Here is an 18,256-nt window from a genome sequence, read left to right as displayed (position 1 = left end):
GATTCGCGCATGGCACTGTCCAAGCCCATCACACCGAGCTACAAGAGCATTCTCGACAGCCTTTCCACGGCGGTCCTGGTGCTTGGGGACTATCTCAAGATTCGATACTTCAACCCGGCGGCGGAAAGCCTGTTCGAGACCAGCATGACCCGCAGTTTCGGCCAGCCTTTCGGCTCCATCCTCATCGATTCAGAGGAAGCCCTTGAAACCCTCTACGCCGCGCTGGAAAACGGCCAGTCCTATACCCGGCGAGAAGCGGAGTTTACGCTGGCCAGCGGCTCGCGGCTGACGGCCGATTACTCGGTCACGCCGATCAGCATTGATCCCACCGAGGTGCTGATCGAGATCCAGCCCAGGGACCGGCTGCTGCGTATTACCCGCGAAGAGGACATCATCTCCCAGCAGGAAACAACTCGCATTCTGGTACGGGGCATGGCCCACGAAATCAAGAACCCTCTGGGGGGCATTCGCGGAGCGGCACAGCTTCTGGACCGGGAACTGAATGACGAAGACCAGCGGGAATACACCCGGGTCATCATTGACGAGGCAGACCGGCTTCGCAGCCTGGTGGATCGGATGCTGGGCCCCAACAAGGCTCTCAAGCTAGCGCCGACCAACATTCACGAAATACTGGAGCGCGTTGGCACCCTGCTGGAAGCCGAGAGCAAAGGCCGCCTGCTATTCCGGCGGGATTACGACCCCAGCATTCCGGAATTCCCCGGTGACAAAGAGCAGTTGATTCAGGCCTTCCTGAACATCGCCCGCAACGCCATGGAAGCCGCGTTCGAAAACCAGAACGACCATGACAGTGATGAACCACCCACCATCACGTTCCGGACGCGGGCCCTGCGCCAGTTTACCATTGGCAACCGCCGCCACCGCCTGGTGTGCCGGGTGAATGTCATCGATAACGGTCCCGGCATTCCGTCGGAACTGCGGCAAAACATCTTCTATCCAATGATCAGCGGGCGTGCCAGCGGTACCGGCCTTGGCCTGTCCATCACCCAAAGCATCATTGGTCAACATCATGGTCTGGTTGAGTGCGACAGTGAGCCCGGCCAGACGGATTTCACTATCTTCCTGCCTCTGGAGGACACCCCATGAGCCAACCGGCTAACGTCTGGATCATCGACGATGACCGGAGCATTCGCTGGGTGCTGGAACGCGCCCTCAATCAAGCCGGCATGCACCCCCGGGTCTTTGAGAGTGGCGAGGGCATCACCACGCGCCTGCAGCATGAACAGCCCGACGCTGTCATCAGCGACATCCGAATGCCGGGTGTCGATGGCATCACCCTGCTGTCGGATATCGTCGCCGACCACCCCGATGTACCGGTAATCATCATGACCGCGCATTCGGACCTGGAAAGTGCCGTCACCAGTTACCAGACCGGTGCGTTTGAGTACCTGCCCAAACCCTTTGACGTGGACGATGCCGTTGCTCTGGTGAAACGTGCGGTCGCCCACAGTCACGAGAAAAGGGCCAGCACGGAAAAGCAGCCGGAAAACCTCCAGCGCAATACCGAAATCATTGGTGAAGCGCCGGCCATGCAGGAGGTTTTTCGCGCCATCGGCCGGCTCTCACACTCCAACATCACCGTCCTGATCAACGGTGAAAGTGGCACCGGCAAGGAGCTGGTGGCCCAGGCCCTGCACAACCACAGCCCACGAGCCAAGCATCCGTTCATCGCCCTGAACATGGCGGCGATTCCCAAGGATCTGATTGAATCGGAACTGTTCGGTCACGAGAAAGGTGCCTTTACCGGTGCCGGCGCTGCGCGCCAAGGACGATTCGAGCAGGCCAACGGGGGAACGCTGTTCCTCGACGAAATCGGCGACATGCCCGCCGACACCCAGACCCGATTATTGCGGGTTCTGGCCGATGGCGAGTTCTACCGGGTGGGTGGCACCACACCCATCAAAGTCGATGTGCGCATCATTGCGGCCACTCACCAGAATCTGGAAAAACTGGTGGAAGCAGGCTCCTTCCGGGAGGACCTGTTCCACCGCCTGAACGTGATTCGGGTGCACCTGCCCAAGCTGGCAGAACGTCGGGAAGACATTCCCCGACTGATGCAGCACTTTCTGAAGCGCGCTGCAAAAGAACTGGCCGTTGAATCCAAGCTGTTACGCCCGGATGCAGAGGAGTACCTCTCCACCCTGCCCTGGCCCGGCAACGTCCGCCAGTTGGAGAATACCTGTCGCTGGCTGACCGTGATGGCCAGTGGTCGTGAGATCCATATCGACGACCTGCCCCCCGAACTTCTGCATCAGGCCGAAACACCTACCGCCGGATCGAGCTGGCAGGAAGGCCTGAGAAACTGGGCAGAGCAGGAGCTGAAGCGGGGCAAGAAAGGCATTCTGGATACCGCGGTACCCGAGTTCGAAAAGATCATGATCGAAACCGCGCTCAAGCATACGGGCGGCCGCCGTCGGGATGCCTCCATCCTGCTGGGATGGGGGCGCAACACCCTGACCCGGAAGATCAACGAGCTGGGCATGGATCACCCGGAACACGAAGAAGAGTAAGTCCACGCTCCTCCCCTTAAACAGGGAGGAGCCTTCCAGTTTCCCTTAACGCTCCTGCCAGAAAATCACCCGGTCGTGCCCCCGGTAAACCCCGAACGTCGCCAGACCGACCGGATCGTCCAGAGCACCATCGCCATCCCAGTCAGCCTCCAGCCAACCGGGCACATCCCAGGTCAGCGCATCTGTACCCTGGGTTCCGTTGGGCTGTAGCGCCAGTGGGCCGCCGCTGCCAGCGCCAATCGTGCCGGCATCGGCGGATAACGTATGGTACACCTCCGGATCGCTGATGCTTGCCGTACTCCAGGCAGAGCAGCCATCATCGGCGTGCTCGACAAAACGGCTGCCATTCCAGGCTTCCGCCCGAAACGGCATCGACAGCGACACGACATTCTCCGGTCCGTAGACATTCTCCAGATGCCAGCGACCGTATCGCACTTCCAGGGGCGCGCCGGGCGTAATCTGGACTGGCACCAAAGGTGCAACGACACCATCGCTATCGACGACGCCCGTCACCGTAAGCGTCAGACTCGGAGCAAACGGCCCGACTTTGCCATCGGGGGATTTATCGTAAACCAGCGAGTCCATACTGGAGAAGATGTAGGACACCTGTCCGGGACTGGAGACTGTCACCATGCCGGTTTGAATGGAGGCGGTAACGGGCATTAATGCGCCGGAGAGCCCCGTCTGGACATTGTCCGTCGTTGGCGAAGTCCGACTGACGCCAGAAGCATTCAGCTTCATGAACCCCGTTTCTGTGTAGTTGCGAGTAACATACGTGCCAGGCCCCATCGCCGAAATGGTGATTTCCGGCATCAGGTTCCAGCTCATGGCCTGCCCGGTGTAGGTAAACGGCGATCCGGTGCTGCAAAACGGAGCCAGTTCCCCTGGTGATACCGACAATTCAAACCGGTCCGGAATGAACCTCCCTACGTTGGCTGACAGACCTTGAACCGGTGGCGTAGCACCAAGGTAGGAATCATTGCGCGCGGCCAGCGCTATAATCCCCACCTCGTTCCAGCTCACACCACTGACAAGCGCCTGGCCATTACTGAACAGAGACCCTGACAGCAACCCAGCCCCGGACAGCAGCCCCACCTCGCTTCCAGGGCCAACTGGCTGAACCAGAGTATGGGTAAGGTCAGCGCCCTGGGGAGTACCTTCCTGCCCGTAACTCGCCAGCGGCGTGCCGTTTGCACCAACCGCCGCCAGTTGCACGTCAAAGGCCTCCCCCGCAGCCCGGAATACCGGCCCGGAAGCATCGCTCGCAGAGGGATTGCCGGATACGAACAGTTCGAACCGGTCAGGCCGGACGGTCCAGAGATCACTGACGCCCGCCACCGGCAGCGGACTCCCCATGACGTTCTGTACAATTCCGGACGTGTCATCCAGCAGATTAAGCTCGTACTGACCAACATCCGAAGTCACCAGTGAAAACGATGCCTCGCCACCCATAAAGTTGAGGGAAAGGTTGTTCGCCGAGGGCAGCGCATTCGCAACACCCGCAGTGCTCGTACCGTTATTCAGGCCTGGCGCATTGCCGCCGGGGTCATCTCCGGTACGGGACAGCCAGGCTTTGAGCCCGATGCTGCCTTCGTAATCCGGAATCGAGCCACACTCACCATTTACAGGATCGCGACGTACGGCCCGGACCACAAACTGATGGTCGCGCTCAGCCACAATATCGAGTCCATTAACGTCCGAGCTTTCAACCAGAAAAGCATTCTCTAGAAACTGGATGGCAGAAGACTGGGACTCCACACCGGATAATTCTGTTACCTGTATAGTTAGCTCATCAGCCGTTGCGTTAGACAAGGCCAAAGACACCGCCCCCCCATCCGCAGGTACGAACTGGTAGGTAACCCCACCATTGTTATCTGTGTCTGGATTTGGAGCTAAAACACCTGCAGGTACGTCAGCGCTGCCTGCCGCCCAGTTTCCGCTTCCGGAGCTTGTCTGCACAGCAATCTGCCCGCTGTAACCCGCCAGCAAGTTTCCGCCCTGATTCAGGGCGCGTATGGTCACCTCGACCGGCGCACAGACGCTGCCAGTCGCTGGCACCAGAACTTCAAAGCCACCCAGATTATTGCCACCGCCAGAGTTATTGTTGGACCCACCTTGAGTTGGCTTGTCCGCATTACCTTTGGGCGGCTCGGTGGGCCACCCCCCCGTGCCATCGGGACGCCTGGATATGGTCTTGGAGCTGGTCTGAGCTCCCGAAGCTTGCCAACTGTAAGCCGGTTCACAGTTCATATCCTCCTGGTCGACAAATCCATTAACGCTCAGATAATCAATGGTATTGCCCTCACCATCTTTCAGCAGGATATCCATTGCCTGGAAGTTGATGACGTCCCCATTTTCAATCTGCGCTTTTTCGACCACCAGCCAGGGAAGGCTCAATGCCGTGGCAGCACTTAACGGTATATCACCACTGCAACCTGCATTACTGCACAGCGACAGCGACCAATCGGAATAACTGTCGGTTGCCGAAAAAGACAGCATTTTTAATTCGACAAACCAATTCGTTTGGCCTTCAGATTGTTTATGCACCTCATTAATAGTTGCCTGCCCCCAATAGGCAGAACACTCTGCAAGGGCGTTAGCAGAAGCCAGTACGCCCGTGCAGAGAACCACCAGCGAACGAAAGAATCTTACAATGGCAGGAAGCGTGCCTTTCACCGGACCTTCACCTCCACCACACGCCGGGCCTGATCCAGCCCCGCGCCACATTGGCCGGCACTAATCAATGTGAACACCGGCTGAGCTCCCCCCGAGCCCTGCACATCCGCCAGCACTGACTCACAGGAAACCTCGGCCTGGCAGCCCGACAGCCCAGTCGAAGAAAAAACCTTGGGTGATGTAAGACCGCTGCAACTGTTCGCCTCCAGTACCTCACGCACGCCGACCTGAGCACCGCTTTCAGCACTGAACAACGCCCGCTGGGACTGTATCTGCAGACTTACCGCCTCGGCACTGCCCTGCTGGAGCTGGGCCATGACCACCACCAACAAGGCCAGCACTGTCATCACAAAAATCGCCACCGGCAGACCGGCACCAGACTGCTTTTGCAGGGAAGACTCATGGCACATTACGAATCTGCACCTCCTGACTTACGGTGGTCACCTCGCCGGTTTGCTCACTTTGCAGCTGGAAGGTGAACGCCACGACACCGTTACGCTGAAGCGTGGGAGGCACCACCTCGAATTGCAGGGAATTGCTCACAAGCCCAGCTGCCATCACTTCACGGTTTGGCGCCGCAGTCGGCAACCCCGACGCCACGGAGGACTGGATACCGTAGTTTGAATATCGGAACAGGAACGGCCCCTGCTGACACAGGGTTCTCGGTTCATCAATCACAAAGAATTTTCGAGCCGGGGACTGGCCCGAGAAGCGGTGGCTGGCACCGCCGTCAAAGCTCACGGTGACGGGTGACGTGCCCGTCGGCAAGGTGGCTGCCGGCGACACCGGGCCAGGATTGCTCACTGAATACAGGTCACTGCCATAGCCGTAAACCACAACTCGACCTGCCGCGGTTTCACCACCCGCAAGCGGCACCGCTTCGAACGAGGTCAGACTTCCACCACCGGGCAGGGAGAGATAGTTGGAAGCGGCCAGCAAAGGCATCCATTCGATGCAGGAACCATCACTGTTTATCCGCACCGAGCCCGGCAACGCTTCTCGCAGAGCCCGGCTGACCTGTTCACTGAGTACAACACCGGACAGCGAACGCAGCTGGCGCGAACCCACATCAATGGCGCCCTGCGTCGACAGCGTCACAAAGCGTACGGAAATCGTGGCGACGATCGACAGCAGAACGATCACCATGATCAGCTCGATGAGCGTGAAGCCCTCCGCCCTGCGCATCAGAAATTCGCCCTGTAGGCAGAAAAGGTGAAATCCCGGTTATCCGGCGCAGATACCACCAGATCAATACGTTTGGCCTGGGAAGCCGCCAGCCCGACTTCAGTGCCGGCACAGCTCACCGACACCTGGACGGAAAACCCGCTGTAGCCGCTCAGGCTACTGAGGGCGCTGGAGGGTGGCGTATCGGTCAGGCCGTTGTAGTCATCTACGTCATCAAACGTGGCCCTGGATTCAGCCCCCTCTGATCCGATGCTGCAAGCACCGTTGTAGCGGGGAACGCCCCCCTGAGGGGTCTGTTCATCGTATTTTCGGGTGAGGATTTCATCCATATACAGCTGGGCCAGCGCCACCGCCCGGGTCTCGTTCAGCGGGTCTGCACTGCGACCGGATATGAGTGAAAACGCGCCCACCACGCCGGCAATGGCGGTGCTGATAATCACAATCGTGATCACCAGCTCCACCAGCGTTGCTCCCCGTTCGCGCCTCATGGCAGACAACCTCCGGAATAGACTGCCCCCAGGGAACTGATGCAGGTCTGGTAAGTGGTGTCGCCGGAAAAAGTCAGATTGGTACTACCACCGCTGGAAACTTCACCGAGGCTGTTGAAGGACAGTGTCAGGGGAAGCGCGACACCAGTCAGACTGGTTCCGGCGCGCTCGACGCTGAAGACACGAGCCTCCGGGGAACCGGCACCGACGGTAAACCGAAAGGATTCCGCCGCTTGCTCAACAGTGAGCGTACCGGCGGAGTTGCCCGCCAGCGCCGCTTGCTGGGCAAGCAGCGTGGCGGAGGCGAGTTGTTGATTGGCCAGGAGTGGGGAGAAGGCGGACCGGCCGGCAAAAAGGCCAATGCCCAAGGCCGATAGAACTCCGATCAAAATAATAACCATGACTAACTCTACCAGGGTAAACCCCGCTACCCTTGGGGCAATCCTCATACTCCGCCCCCCGAAAATCCACAGTTCATTCAAAGCATGCGGAGCATGTCACGACATGCTCCGGCGTATTAAAGTCCGACTATCAACAACCGCTAACAGTGGGAGCTGTTGCAGTTCCAGTGAGCGCATCGTAACTGAAGTTGCAGTTGTTAATAGCATTACCGCTTGAATCAGTCAGAGAGATGACTGCAGTGGTTGCAGGCGTGCCTGCAGTAACATCAAATTCACCACTCAGCTGCGCTGCATCTACGATTCCTGTAACTGACGGATAGCCATTCGATGCGTTCATAGCGACGGGAGTGCCGTCCAACGATACCGAGGTAGAAGTTGTATCACCATCTGCTACCCAGCGAGCATGTGCAATAGACGCAGCGGAACGAACAGCACCTGCTGCACCGTTAATTGTTGCAACTCGTGCTTCGTTGCTGAAATTGGCAAACCGCGGCAGTGCAAACGCTGCCAGGATGCCCAGAATTACAATCACCATCACCAGCTCGATGAGTGTGAAACCTTGCTCTTTTTTAGTTGGCATTACCTTCATGGTACTTCTCCATTTGTCCTCAGGACGTTTTCTGATTTAGAGGTTGTTCGTTACGTCGCCATTGGTGGCGTTATAGCTGATTGCTGTAGTCCCACCGTCCAGCTGATAAGCGTAGGTGCACGTTCCACTGGCGACTGTCGCCAGATAGTCACTACCGGTCGCGGTGTCCACGGAAGGAGCGTTAGCCTGCAGCAGTCCATTCCACACCTCGATACAGCTGGCTGCGCTCATGGACGCAGGGGCTGTGTTGGTGCCAGTTGTTCCAACGACCCACCCGTCGTCGCTCACGTTGACATCGTCATTGCCAAAACCAACGACATCAGTGGTGGCAGCAGTCAAACCATTGGACACCCACTGTGTTTTTGCCAGTGCAACCCCCGCAGCCAGTGCGCCGGTGGCCGCGTCGACACTGGAGTTATGGGCTTGCTGGGACAGCTGGGCAAACCGTGGCAGGGCGAACGCTGCCAGAATCGCCAGAATAGCGATAACCACCACCAATTCGATCAGGGTGAAACCGCGGTTCCTCTGTTCGGTACTGTAATGCGTCATAGATCAGCCTCTTTCCTTACCTCTGTCGTTTAATTCACGGCCTCAAGGCCTGCCATTTCATGTCGTGATAGCACGGTTTCTGTCAGCAACAATCCGGAGGATCTTTCCCCGGCGTCCCGGCGGCCATTGCTGTTCCTGTCGGCAAAGTCAGTCGCTACCTGCCAGACCACCAGCTGCCCCGGTTGTGTCTGTTGTCCTTTCAACGTTATCGGCTGCTCCGGGTTATAAATTAACCATCCTCTTTCGCCGCTAACTGTTTCTTTTTGTTCCCGTTGCAGAAAGCACCACTGCCTGGGCTCGGGCCACTGCCGGCAAACTCCGGCGTAGTTATGCCAGGAATGCTCGAGCCACTCGAACGGATTGGTACCAACCAGCCCCTCCAGCGTCTCAGTCCGGCTCAGCATTGCTTCTGCTCCGCGTATCACCAGTGCCGCACTCAACTGGTTAAACACCAGGTTGGCAGCCTGTTCTTCTGCCTTTCCGGCTTCCCGCTCCAGCACACCAAGCAAGAACCAGTAGAGAAGCCCCAGCACCACCATCGACACACCGAGCCGAAACTTGCGTATCAAGACCAGCCGGTCGATTGCGGGCAATGCTTTCACCCGGTGTTACCCGCGCCCCATGGCAGCTGCACCCAGATCCCAGATGGGCAGGAATACCCCCAGAGCCAGGATCAGAACGAGAACGCCCATGGCTACGATCAAAATCGGCTCGATGGATTCCGCCAGTCGTTTCAATCCGTAATCCACATCCTCGTCATAGAAGTCCGCCACGTTATTCAGCATTTCATCCACCGAGCCGGTTTCCTCACCGACCGCAATCATCTGCAGGATCAGTGGTGTAAACATCTGGCTCTGGCGGGCAGTACGCACGAGACTCTCACCCCGTTCGATACCGGCCCGGATTTCCTTGATGTGCGAGGAAATCCAGGCATTGTCGGTGGCATCGGAAACCACTGTCAGTGCGCGGCTCACTGGCATCCCTGCCGACAACATGGTGGCGAAGTTTCGGGCAAACCGGCTCAGGGTAATCAGCTCCAGCAACGGGCCAATAACGGGTACCCGAAGTTTGTAACGGTCCCAGGTCAGGCGGCCCTGCGAGGTCTGCTTCCATTGCCTCAGTAAAACCGCGCCAGCGGCCACAGCAAAGAGGCCTATGTACCAGTAGTTCAGCAGGAAGCCGGAGGTGTCTACCAGCAGTTGGGTCAGAAACGGTAGATCCGCGCCCAATTTGGCGAAAACCGCCGAAAACTTGGGGATCACCAGGAAATTCACCACCATCAGAGCCGCCAGCAGCGCAACCACCACAAACGAGGGGTAACGCAGGGCCTGCTTCATGCGGCGCCTGGTATCCCGCTCCAGCTCCAGGATTTCAGACAGGCGCCGGAACGCGTCATCCAGCATGCCGGTGTTCTCCCCCACGTGGATCATGGCAATGAACAGTTCCGAAAACACCCTGGGATGGGCCTGCATGGCGATAGCCATGGTGGTACCGCCTTCCAGCCTGCCAGTCACATCCCGCAGTACCTCCGCCAACGCCTCCGAGCGTGTCGTATCGGCCAATCCCCGCATGGTACGGATGATGGGAATGCCCGCCTTCGTCAACGCATGCATCTGGCGGCAAAAGACGATCAGTTCGTCCAGCGTGACCTTGTCACGGAACAGGGACAGGCCGCCCAGGTGTTTACCAACAGACGCTTTCTCCTGCTGTTCTTCGATTTCCAGGGGCGTAATGCCCCGACGCATCAGTTCGGTGGCAGCCGCGTCCGCGCTGGCCGCCACGATGGCGCCCTGCTGGGTGATACCGCGATTATCTTTGCCCCGATAACTGAACTGCATCAGGCCATACCTTCTTCCACCGCCAGATCCGCCAGCGTCTTACTGGCACTACCGGCAAAATCGGTTTCCGAGGTAGCCGCCACCCGGGCGACCTCTTCCAGAGTGGTCACGCCGCGCAGAGCGTAATCCATGGCGCACTGGCCCAGTGGTCGGTAGCTGTCCCCCAGTCGAGCGGCCCGGGTGAACGCGGCCACGTCCTTCTGCCGGAGCGCATCCAGCATGGGCTCGTTCATTTCCAGCAACTCGTAAACGCCCACCCGGCCCCTGTAGCCGGTGTTGCTGCACTGGTAACAGCCGCGTCCCTTAACAAAACCGGCCTCCAGATACCGCGGATCCAGATGGAAGCTGTCCAGCCAAATCCGCTCCTGCTCTGTCGGCTCGTAGGCTTCGGCACAGTTGTCACAGACACGACGTACCAGACGCTGAGCCACCACGCCCAGCAGGGAGCTTGCTACGAGGAACGGTTCCGCGCCCATGTCGATCAGGCGCATGGCGCTGCTGATGGAATCGTTGGTGTGCAGGGTGGACAGCACCAGGTGACCGGTCATCGCCGCCCGCAAACCGATCTCAGCGGTTTCACGGTCCCGCATCTCACCTACCAGGATCACGTCCGGATCCTGACGAAGTGCCGCACGCAGGACACTGGCGAATTCCAGGCCGATCTTCGGGTTGACCTGAACCTGGGTAATTCGCGGCAGGCGGTATTCCACCGGGTCCTCCGCGGTAATGATTTTCACCTCGGCGCGGTTGAGTTCGTTCAGCGCGCCGTACAGAGTGGTCGTCTTACCGCTACCGGTAGGTCCGGTGACCAGAACCATGCCATGGGGCTTACGAATCATCTGGCGGAAACGTGTCAGCAGATTTTCCGGCATACCGGTACCGTCGAGGTTCAGCATGCCTTTACTCTGATCGAGCAGACGCATAACGACGGACTCACCATACTGCACCGGCATGGTGGACACCCGCACGTCGATACTGCGGCCCTTGACCCGGATATTGAACCGGCCGTCCTGTGGCAGACGCTTCTCGGAAATATTCAGGCCCGCCATCAGTTTCAGACGAAGAACCAGCGCGGCGTTCACCTTCTTTTCCTTCATCACCTGTTCTTGCAGCACGCCATCCACACGCTGACGAATCCGCACCAAAGTCTCATCGGGTTCGATGTGGATATCAGAACTGCGTGCCTGAACGGCGTCTTCGAACAGGGTCTGTAGCAACTTCACTACCGGTGCCTCGGCGCTCTCGGATTCCGCCGACAGGTCCGCCAAATCAAAGGCATCGTCACCCAGCTCATCTTCCAGCTCTTCCGCCAGGGACGCGATTTCATCGGTCCGGCGATATACCAGATCGAGAGCATTGAGCAGCTCACTTTCACTTACAACGGCCTGCCGGACCGGCCGCTTGAGAATCCGTACCAGCTCATCGTAGGCAAAGATATCCAATGGATCGGCCATACCGATCAGCAGCTCGCCACCCTGTTCGTCCAACACAATGCTGCGGAACCGGCGGGCCATGGCCTCGGGCAGTTTCTTCACCAGTTCATTGTTGAACCGATAGTGCCGTAGCTGGACAAACGGCACCTCAAGCTGACGAGAAAGGATGTTGAGCAGATTGTCCTCATCCACGTACCCCAGGTCGATCAGGGTACGACCCAGTTTTCGACCCGTGTTCTTCTGTTCCCGCAACGCGGTCATCAGCTGCTGTTCACTGATGACATCGTTATGAACCAGCAGGTCACCAAGTCGAATTTTCTTTTTCGGTTCCGTCATACTCAACCTGCCTGCAGTGTTTCCAGCCGTTCACGAACATAATCCGCCAGCGAGGGCGAGAGCCCAGGCAATTGGGCTGCCTGGCCATAAGCTCTGGCGGCGCTGGCCAGTTCACCACGGGATTCAAGGGCAATGGCCAATCCAACCCACCAGGCGGCGCGGCTGTCATCCACCGAAATCAGCGCGGTCCAGTGTCGGGCGGCCTCTTCGCTATCACCGGCCTGCTGTAGCAAGGTTGCCAGGGTAACGCGGTACTCAATGTGGCCTGGCACCGGCGGCACCTGCTTGCGCAGGCTAGCTACGGCACCGGAAAGGTCACCCGTGGTCAGCAAAGCCCTTGCCCTAAGCAGCCTGAGAGCGGGGTAAGCGCTAACCTCGGAGTCACTCAGCCAGCGCAGGGCGCGGTCCGGTTGTTGCTGCAACAGCATGGCGCGGGCAAACACCTCCCTGCTCACAGGTGCGGCCTGACCTGAAGCCAGCTCAACCAGCTTTTGCTCGGCCTGCCGGGAGTCGCCAGCGCGGAGCAGGCGCTCAAGCTCACGACTGACACTGCGATCAATGGCTTCCGGTGTTTCGCGAACCTGTTTGACCGTGGTCTGCGCAGCTTCAGAATCCTGACTTGCAACAGCGGATTCCCGTGTTTTGGTTTTATCTGTTTCGGGCTTATTCACGTTTGAACGAGAAGCCTCATCAGCCGCTGCCACCTCACGGCGAGCAGGAACCGGGGGCTTGACTCGTGCGGCCTCTATCTCTGGCTCTTGCTCGGGCGATGGCCTGGCTTGTGCGGGAGACTCAGAACTCACCACCTGATCAGAAACCACCACGGTTTCCGGCTCTGGCTTCGGCGTGGGTACCACGTCGGCTTTTGCCTGATCCGGTGCGACTGTTTCCTGCGCTGAAGGCACAACCACGGGAGAAGCCTCCACAACCTCCGTTGGCACACTTTCTTCACGCTCGATCAGCAGATACCCGCCAACCGGAACAATGGCGATCGCCAGCACCGCCACAGCCAAACGCCACGGGCGAGCAGGCTTCACACTGGCCTGTCCGCTGCAGGCAGTCACACCCTCGGGGCGATTCTGACGTTGCTCGGCAGCACGCAAGGCATCATTCAGCAGGCTCATAGCCACCTCGCCAGTAATCCAGGGGGCCGGACACTTTCCGTGTCCCGAATGGCACGGAGTACATGGCCACGGGAGATTACCCGGTCCCCCTGCCCCCACGCCGCTAGCAGAGATTTGTGGGCAAGTATGTTCACCAGCCGGGGAATGCCGCCGGCAGCCCGGGAGAGCAGACGCAGGGCACCCGCCGAGAACAGTTCCGGGCCGTTATAACCGGCCTGGGATAACCGATGGCGCAGATACTGGGCCACCGAATCCCGGGTCAGGGGCATCAGGCGGTAGTGGAAGGTAATGCGCTGGCGCAACTGACGCAGGCTGTCCTTTTCCAGCATCGCATCCAGCTCCGGCTGGCCGAACAGCACCACCTGCAGAAGGCGCGTGCTCTCGGTTTCCAGGTTGGTCAACAGCCGGAGCGCCTCTATGGTGTCTTCCGGCATGGCCTGGGCTTCATCAATCACCAGCACCACCGGCTTCTGTTCCATCGCCAGCTCAATCAGGGCGGCATTCAGTGCCTTCAGCACCTGATGGGTATTGGCACACCGGGAGACATCCACCCCCAGCTCCTCGGCCACCGCTTCATAAAGGGCGTCCGGTGCCAAATGCGGGTTCGGCAGGTACGCGGTATACGCCTTGGACTCCAGCTCGTTCAGTAACAGCCGGCACAGCAGTGTCTTGCCGGTGCCGACTTCGCCGGTAATCTTGATAAAGCCTTCCCGTTCGCCCAGCGCCACCAGCAGGAGTTCCAGCGCATCCCCATGGCTGGGGGCACGCAGGAAGTAGCGTGTGTTGGGCGTCAATGCGAACGGTGCTTCCTGCAGTCCGAAATGGGATTCGTACATCGTCAGCGAACCGCTCGCTCGGGCTCCGGAGTCACGGATTGGGACGACTGCAGCAACTCCTTCAGCACGCTCATGCGTTCACGGCTGGCAGAGACATCGGCGCTCATCTGTTCCGCCGACGCCACAACCGGGCGCAGCAGAATCACCAGTTCGCTCTTGCGAGACTGGAAACGACGCTGCTTGAACAGCTCACCCACGACCGGGATATCGCTGAAGAAGGGCACGGCGGAATTGGAATCGTCACTGGTGTTCTGGATCAGGCCACCGATCACCACAATCTGCCCGCTCTCGGCGCGGATCACACTGTCGGTCTCACGCACCGTGCTGATGGCCAGCGGCAGCGTCACATCCCGCTCTCCGATGGTGATGATCTTTTCCTGATCGTTCACTTCACTCACCGACGGGTGAACGTGCAGGGTAATGCTGCCGCTGTCGGAGATCTGCGGGGTCACGTCCAGGGAAATGCCGGAGAAAAACGGCGTGAGCTCCACCGAGGTAGAGGTACTGTCGGAACCAGTTAACGTGGAGTTGTCGTCGTCGAAGTCGATATCGGTCACGAAGAACTCGTCGGTGCCCACCTTGATCACGGCCTTCTGGTTGTTGACCGTGGAAATTCGCGGGCTGGACAAGATCTGGACATTGCCCTGCTCACCCAGCAGCTGGATCAGCGCGGAGAAATCACCGGCGCGAACACTGGCAGAAAACAGGCCGCCAATGTCGGAAGTCCGGATCGCCTGCCCAACCAGTGCCTGGGCGGTAAAGTCTGCGGGCAGCCCGTCAGAGGCCACAATGCTGCTGCCACTCTGCAAATCGGACCAGTTGATGCCTTGCTGGTAGCCTTCGTCGAGGATGATCTCCAGGATCTTGGCTTCCAGTACCACCTGACGCTGCATGATCAGCTCGGTGCGGCGCAGGTATTCCTCCACCAGGCGCAACTCTTCACCGCCAGCCCGAACCATCACCAGGCCGGCGCCCGGGTTCACGATCACCTGCCGGCTGTCGCTGGTACCAACGATCATGGAAACCGCGTCGCGGATATCCGCCCAGAAGTTGGACTCGGTTTCGGTGGAAATCGTGGTACCTGCCAGCGTGGTACCGGCGCGCCCACGATTATCAACCGAATCACCATTGCCATTGCTCTGGGTGTTGGTGACCTGCCCGGAACTCACGCGCGTTTCCGAACCACCCTTGCGCTTGAAGTGCAGGTAATCGATCGGGAAGATCCGGGTCTGGATCTGATCCGCCTGCACCTTGAACAGACGACCACTGCGCTGGATATCCAGGCCGTAAAGATCAGCGGTAATGTCCATCACCTCTGGCACGGTGACATCCTGTAGGCGCAGATCAACGGCCACATCCACATCCGGATGAACCACCACATTGTAGCGGGTACCTTCCACCAGCGACTCGAAGAAAATACCCGCAGCGATAGCACGGGCGTTGACATCAAAGCGTTCGTCCAATTCTTGATTAGGCGATAACGGCGGCAACAGAGCGGCACTGACATCCGCCGGAAGTGTTGACGTAGCCGACGTCGGCGCCGGTGTTGAGGCGGCAGTCTGAGTTTCGGAGGCCGCCAGCGTCTCATCTATCGCGGTCGCCACATCGGTGGATGTCGCGTTGGACGAACGCATCAGTGGGTTGTTACTGCACGCCGCCAGCGTGCCCGCCAGCAATGCAACGGCCAGAGATTTGATCGTGTTGGTCATGATTGCCTGCTGTTGGTTCATTGAGTCCTCCGCACCTGCGGAAGCTGCTCCAGGTAAAGCGTGCGGAGCCGGCCATGGTCCAGAACCTCAACCCGATCCCGGAGAATCCTTCGCACCCGGATTTTGCCGAAGGACTGTCCTTCCGCCCGGGGCTCGCCATTGATCACCGCCACCTTGCGACCATTACCCACAAGAATCGACTGAACAGCCAGACTGGTCTTGGGCACGGCCTTTGACGGTGCACCACCGAACCCCGGCGGGCGAGTGGGATCCTTGAGCGCCAGCGCCGGCGCGGAAAAGGCCCAGAGCGCGGCCAGAAGTGAGGCCATCAGGCCCACGGATTTAAGACGCGTGTACTGCTTCATCTCACACTCCCAACCACACTGGCTCCAGACTGAGGGTCCGGACCCGAATCATTGCTTCACCCGCCGGCCAGGCGTTGGCATCGTACTCAAACGTCACCCAGCCCAGACGCTCATCCAGCGACTCCAGGCGTTCGAGATACGCGAGAACGTCCAGGTAACTGCCACGGATTTTCAGTTCCACATCGTGGGCAAACAGCAACGGCTCGCGATCTGCCGGTGTCTCTGTGTCGCCTACGCTTTCTACCGCCGGCGCAAACACGGGCTCTGGTGATTTCAGCTCCAGTGACTCCAGACGCAATGACTGCTGGGCAGAGAGCATGTCCCTGAGCAAAGACACCATGGCCTTGGGCGCAATCAGCTTGGCGGTGGAGTCGGCAATCTGCTGTTCCAGCTGGTCCAGCCGGCCCTGGCGGGCTGCCAGTTCCTGACGGAGTTCCAGAGAGGGATCGGTGGCCAGCTGATCATTGAGATGCTGCTGTTGCATCAGCAACCGCTCATGGGAGGAGGACAAGACATCCAGCCGGCTTGCCAATGCCTCTTTCTGTTTCAACGCCGGGGCGACACCCAGCTCCCAGCCCACAAACAGGCAGGCAATCAGGGCGGTTGCCGTAATCAGGCCACGCTCACGAAAGGGGCGTGCATTAAACCAGTCTGCGGCCTGCTTGACCGAGGTTTTAAGGGACTCAGCCATCAGCTGTCCTCCCCGTCACGGTCCGTGGCCACATGAAAACGGATACCCCGTTCGTTTTCCGGCCGGGACAGACGGAAGGCGCCAAAGGTCCTGCCACTGAACGCGGGCTCGTCACCCAGATTTTCAAGATAGGAAGGTACCAATGCCCCGGAACGGGCGAGGCCTTCGAGGGCAACCTGCGACTGCTCCGCGTCCAGCCACACACCGGTCAGCCAAACGTCGTCCGGGATCTGACGGGCCAGTGCCGCCATTTGCGGGGAGAACTGCCCGCCAACACCCAGCACCAGGTTTTCCACGCGTTCGAGCAAACGCTGACGACGGGCAAGCTGCTCGGTCACATCCACAAGCTGCTCGCGAATCTCCGGAGAAGGACGACGTGCCAGGACGGCCTCGGTCTGACGCTCAATGCTTTGCTCAAGGCCACGATTATCCGCCTCAAGTTTTTCAATCTGTGCCTGCAATTCACTGGACTGGTAGTGAGCCAAGCCACTACCGGCTACCAATCCGACCACCACCAGCGCGACCAGGACCACGAGAGTTCCTGCCTGCAGGCTTTCCCGACGTGGGCGCAAATCTTCGGTATACAGGTTGACGCTCTGGCTCATGAACGGTCTCCTCCGGTCATCGCCAGGGCGGCACTCCAGGCAGGCAAACAGCGGCTGTCCGCGGCCGGATCCCCCCCGAGCGCAGACCAGTCCAGCATCTGGACACCGACGGCCAAATAGGACGACACCATGGAGGCGAGGGGCAAGGAACTGTCCCGGACCACAAGCTGGATCGTCGCCGGGGGCACCTGCCCAAGCTGACTCTCGTAGTAATCAAGCGAACGCTGCATCTCCAGCGCCAGCGACTGAACGGCGCTTCCCTGGCGTACCGCATCCTTTAGATCATCGGCCGCCACGTCGAGGCGACGGGAGAGATAGAGGGTATCGTCCCGGCACACCACCATCTGCCCGTAGCTATCACGCAGGTGCACCAAGGCCGCACCGCGACCGTTCTCATCCAGGGCACTGACCAGATTGCGCAGGGCCAGTTCGGCGATATCAATACAGACCAGCTTCAGCCCGGATTCCCGAACCAGACTCACCAGTTCCTGCACCAGCGACTTGCGGGCGGCAACCACATTCACCAGGGAACCACGCCCCCGAGAGGCATCTTCAGGAAATGGAAAGACATCAGAAACGGCATCGGCCGGCGGGAAGTCCAGAAAGTCCTTGAGCTTCCATTTCAATGCGTCGCCCAGCTCAGAGTCTTCAATGCCTTCGGGCCGCTCCATCTGGAATACCTGATACTGATCCAGTGGCAATACAAGCGTGGCCTTTGCCCCACGCCAATGTCGCTGGTCAACCAGATCCTGCAACGCTTTCAGGCGCCTGGCCGGCATGCACTCAACAAAGCCTGCACCGGGCGACTTGCCGCCAGCGATTTCTGCCCATGCAATACCGTCGGGGCGCACCTCCAGGAAAACCTGAAGGCGTCCGCCAGCCCCGTTCAGCAAACCGGTTATC

Annotated in this window: 19 protein-coding genes; 2 read left to right on the top strand and 17 right to left on the bottom strand. The window is 59.3% G+C overall.

What is annotated here, in order from left to right:
* The first annotated feature begins 9 nt into the window (after nt 1-9).
* Nucleotides 10-1,104, top strand: coding sequence for a nitrogen regulation protein NR(II) (glnL, locus tag QVZ43_RS15870; protein ID WP_223795704.1), 1,095 nt, complete (start codon nt 10-12; stop codon nt 1,102-1,104).
* The gene (gene glnG, locus QVZ43_RS15865) at nt 1,101-2,528 is read left to right on the top strand and encodes a nitrogen regulation protein NR(I) (protein WP_302910700.1); all 1,428 of its coding nucleotides are present in this window, start codon (nt 1,101-1,103) and stop codon (nt 2,526-2,528) included. The genes glnL and glnG overlap by 4 nt, the downstream gene beginning before the upstream one ends.
* 45 nt (nt 2,529-2,573) lie before the next feature.
* On the opposite strand, the gene QVZ43_RS15860 is transcribed toward glnG, so the two are convergent.
* The 17 genes from QVZ43_RS15860 to QVZ43_RS15780 all read right to left on the bottom strand — a co-directional run bounded on the left by QVZ43_RS15860 (nt 2,574) and on the right by QVZ43_RS15780 (nt 18,246).
* Nucleotides 2,574-5,027 (bottom strand): DUF6701 domain-containing protein, encoded by a 2,454-nt coding sequence (locus QVZ43_RS15860; protein WP_302910699.1) that lies wholly within the window; start codon nt 5,025-5,027, stop codon nt 2,574-2,576.
* Nucleotides 5,028-5,200: 173 nt separating this feature from the next.
* Nucleotides 5,201-5,614 (bottom strand): hypothetical protein, encoded by a 414-nt coding sequence (locus QVZ43_RS15855; RefSeq protein WP_302910698.1) that lies wholly within the window; start codon nt 5,612-5,614, stop codon nt 5,201-5,203.
* Nucleotides 5,604-6,389, bottom strand: a complete 786-nt coding sequence (locus QVZ43_RS15850; RefSeq protein ID WP_302910697.1) for a pilus assembly FimT family protein — start codon at nt 6,387-6,389, stop codon at nt 5,604-5,606. The genes QVZ43_RS15855 and QVZ43_RS15850 overlap by 11 nt, the downstream gene beginning before the upstream one ends.
* Entirely contained in the window at nt 6,389-6,877 is a 489-nt protein-coding gene (locus QVZ43_RS15845; RefSeq protein WP_302910696.1) for a type IV pilus modification PilV family protein, read from the bottom strand. Before QVZ43_RS15845 ends, QVZ43_RS15850 begins: the two co-directional genes overlap by 1 nt.
* A complete protein-coding gene (locus QVZ43_RS15840; RefSeq protein WP_302910695.1) occupies nt 6,874-7,326 on the bottom strand; it encodes a type II secretion system protein in 453 nt (150 codons plus the stop codon). Before QVZ43_RS15840 ends, QVZ43_RS15845 begins: the two co-directional genes overlap by 4 nt.
* Nucleotides 7,327-7,408: 82 nt before the next feature.
* Nucleotides 7,409-7,867, bottom strand: coding sequence for a type II secretion system protein (locus QVZ43_RS15835; RefSeq protein ID WP_302910694.1), 459 nt, complete (start codon nt 7,865-7,867; stop codon nt 7,409-7,411).
* 36 nt (nt 7,868-7,903) lie between these two features.
* Nucleotides 7,904-8,416, bottom strand: a complete 513-nt coding sequence (locus QVZ43_RS15830) for a prepilin-type N-terminal cleavage/methylation domain-containing protein (RefSeq protein ID WP_302910693.1) — start codon at nt 8,414-8,416, stop codon at nt 7,904-7,906.
* A 29-nt stretch (nt 8,417-8,445) separates the two neighbouring features.
* Complete coding sequence (locus tag QVZ43_RS15825) at nt 8,446-9,018, bottom strand: hypothetical protein (RefSeq protein ID WP_302910692.1); 573 nt, start codon at nt 9,016-9,018, stop codon at nt 8,446-8,448.
* Nucleotides 9,019-9,024: 6 nt separating this feature from the next.
* Nucleotides 9,025-10,254, bottom strand: a complete 1,230-nt coding sequence (locus QVZ43_RS15820) for a type II secretion system F family protein (protein ID WP_302910691.1) — start codon at nt 10,252-10,254, stop codon at nt 9,025-9,027.
* Nucleotides 10,254-12,023, bottom strand: coding sequence for a GspE/PulE family protein (locus tag QVZ43_RS15815; RefSeq protein ID WP_302910690.1), 1,770 nt, complete (start codon nt 12,021-12,023; stop codon nt 10,254-10,256). Before QVZ43_RS15815 ends, QVZ43_RS15820 begins: the two co-directional genes overlap by 1 nt.
* A gap of 2 nt (nt 12,024-12,025) precedes the next feature.
* Nucleotides 12,026-13,147, bottom strand: coding sequence for a tetratricopeptide repeat protein (locus QVZ43_RS15810; protein ID WP_302910689.1), 1,122 nt, complete (start codon nt 13,145-13,147; stop codon nt 12,026-12,028).
* Nucleotides 13,144-13,983 (bottom strand): ExeA family protein, encoded by an 840-nt coding sequence (locus tag QVZ43_RS15805; protein ID WP_302910688.1) that lies wholly within the window; start codon nt 13,981-13,983, stop codon nt 13,144-13,146. The genes QVZ43_RS15810 and QVZ43_RS15805 overlap by 4 nt, the downstream gene beginning before the upstream one ends.
* Nucleotides 13,984-13,985: 2 nt before the next feature.
* Complete coding sequence (gene mshL, locus QVZ43_RS15800; RefSeq protein WP_302910687.1) at nt 13,986-15,713, bottom strand: pilus (MSHA type) biogenesis protein MshL; 1,728 nt, start codon at nt 15,711-15,713, stop codon at nt 13,986-13,988.
* Nucleotides 15,710-16,057: a hypothetical protein gene (locus tag QVZ43_RS15795; RefSeq protein ID WP_302910686.1), complete on the bottom strand. Its 348-nt coding sequence runs from the start codon at nt 16,055-16,057 to the stop codon at nt 15,710-15,712. The genes mshL and QVZ43_RS15795 overlap by 4 nt, the downstream gene beginning before the upstream one ends.
* A 1-nt stretch (nt 16,058) precedes the next feature.
* Nucleotides 16,059-16,748, bottom strand: coding sequence for an MSHA biogenesis protein MshJ (locus tag QVZ43_RS15790; RefSeq protein ID WP_302910685.1), 690 nt, complete (start codon nt 16,746-16,748; stop codon nt 16,059-16,061).
* Nucleotides 16,748-17,353, bottom strand: a complete 606-nt coding sequence (locus QVZ43_RS15785) for a PilN domain-containing protein (protein ID WP_302910684.1) — start codon at nt 17,351-17,353, stop codon at nt 16,748-16,750. Before QVZ43_RS15785 ends, QVZ43_RS15790 begins: the two co-directional genes overlap by 1 nt.
* Nucleotides 17,350-18,246: a type IV pilus biogenesis protein PilM gene (locus QVZ43_RS15780; protein ID WP_302910683.1), complete on the bottom strand. Its 897-nt coding sequence runs from the start codon at nt 18,244-18,246 to the stop codon at nt 17,350-17,352. Before QVZ43_RS15780 ends, QVZ43_RS15785 begins: the two co-directional genes overlap by 4 nt.
* Nucleotides 18,247-18,256: the final 10 nt, after the last annotated feature.

It is taken from the genome of Marinobacter suaedae, from assembly GCF_030519635.1.
GTDB lineage: Bacteria > Pseudomonadota > Gammaproteobacteria > Pseudomonadales > Oleiphilaceae > Marinobacter > Marinobacter suaedae.
Note: the sequence above shows the minus strand (reverse complement) of the source record. Positions and strands in the feature narration are given on the sequence as shown.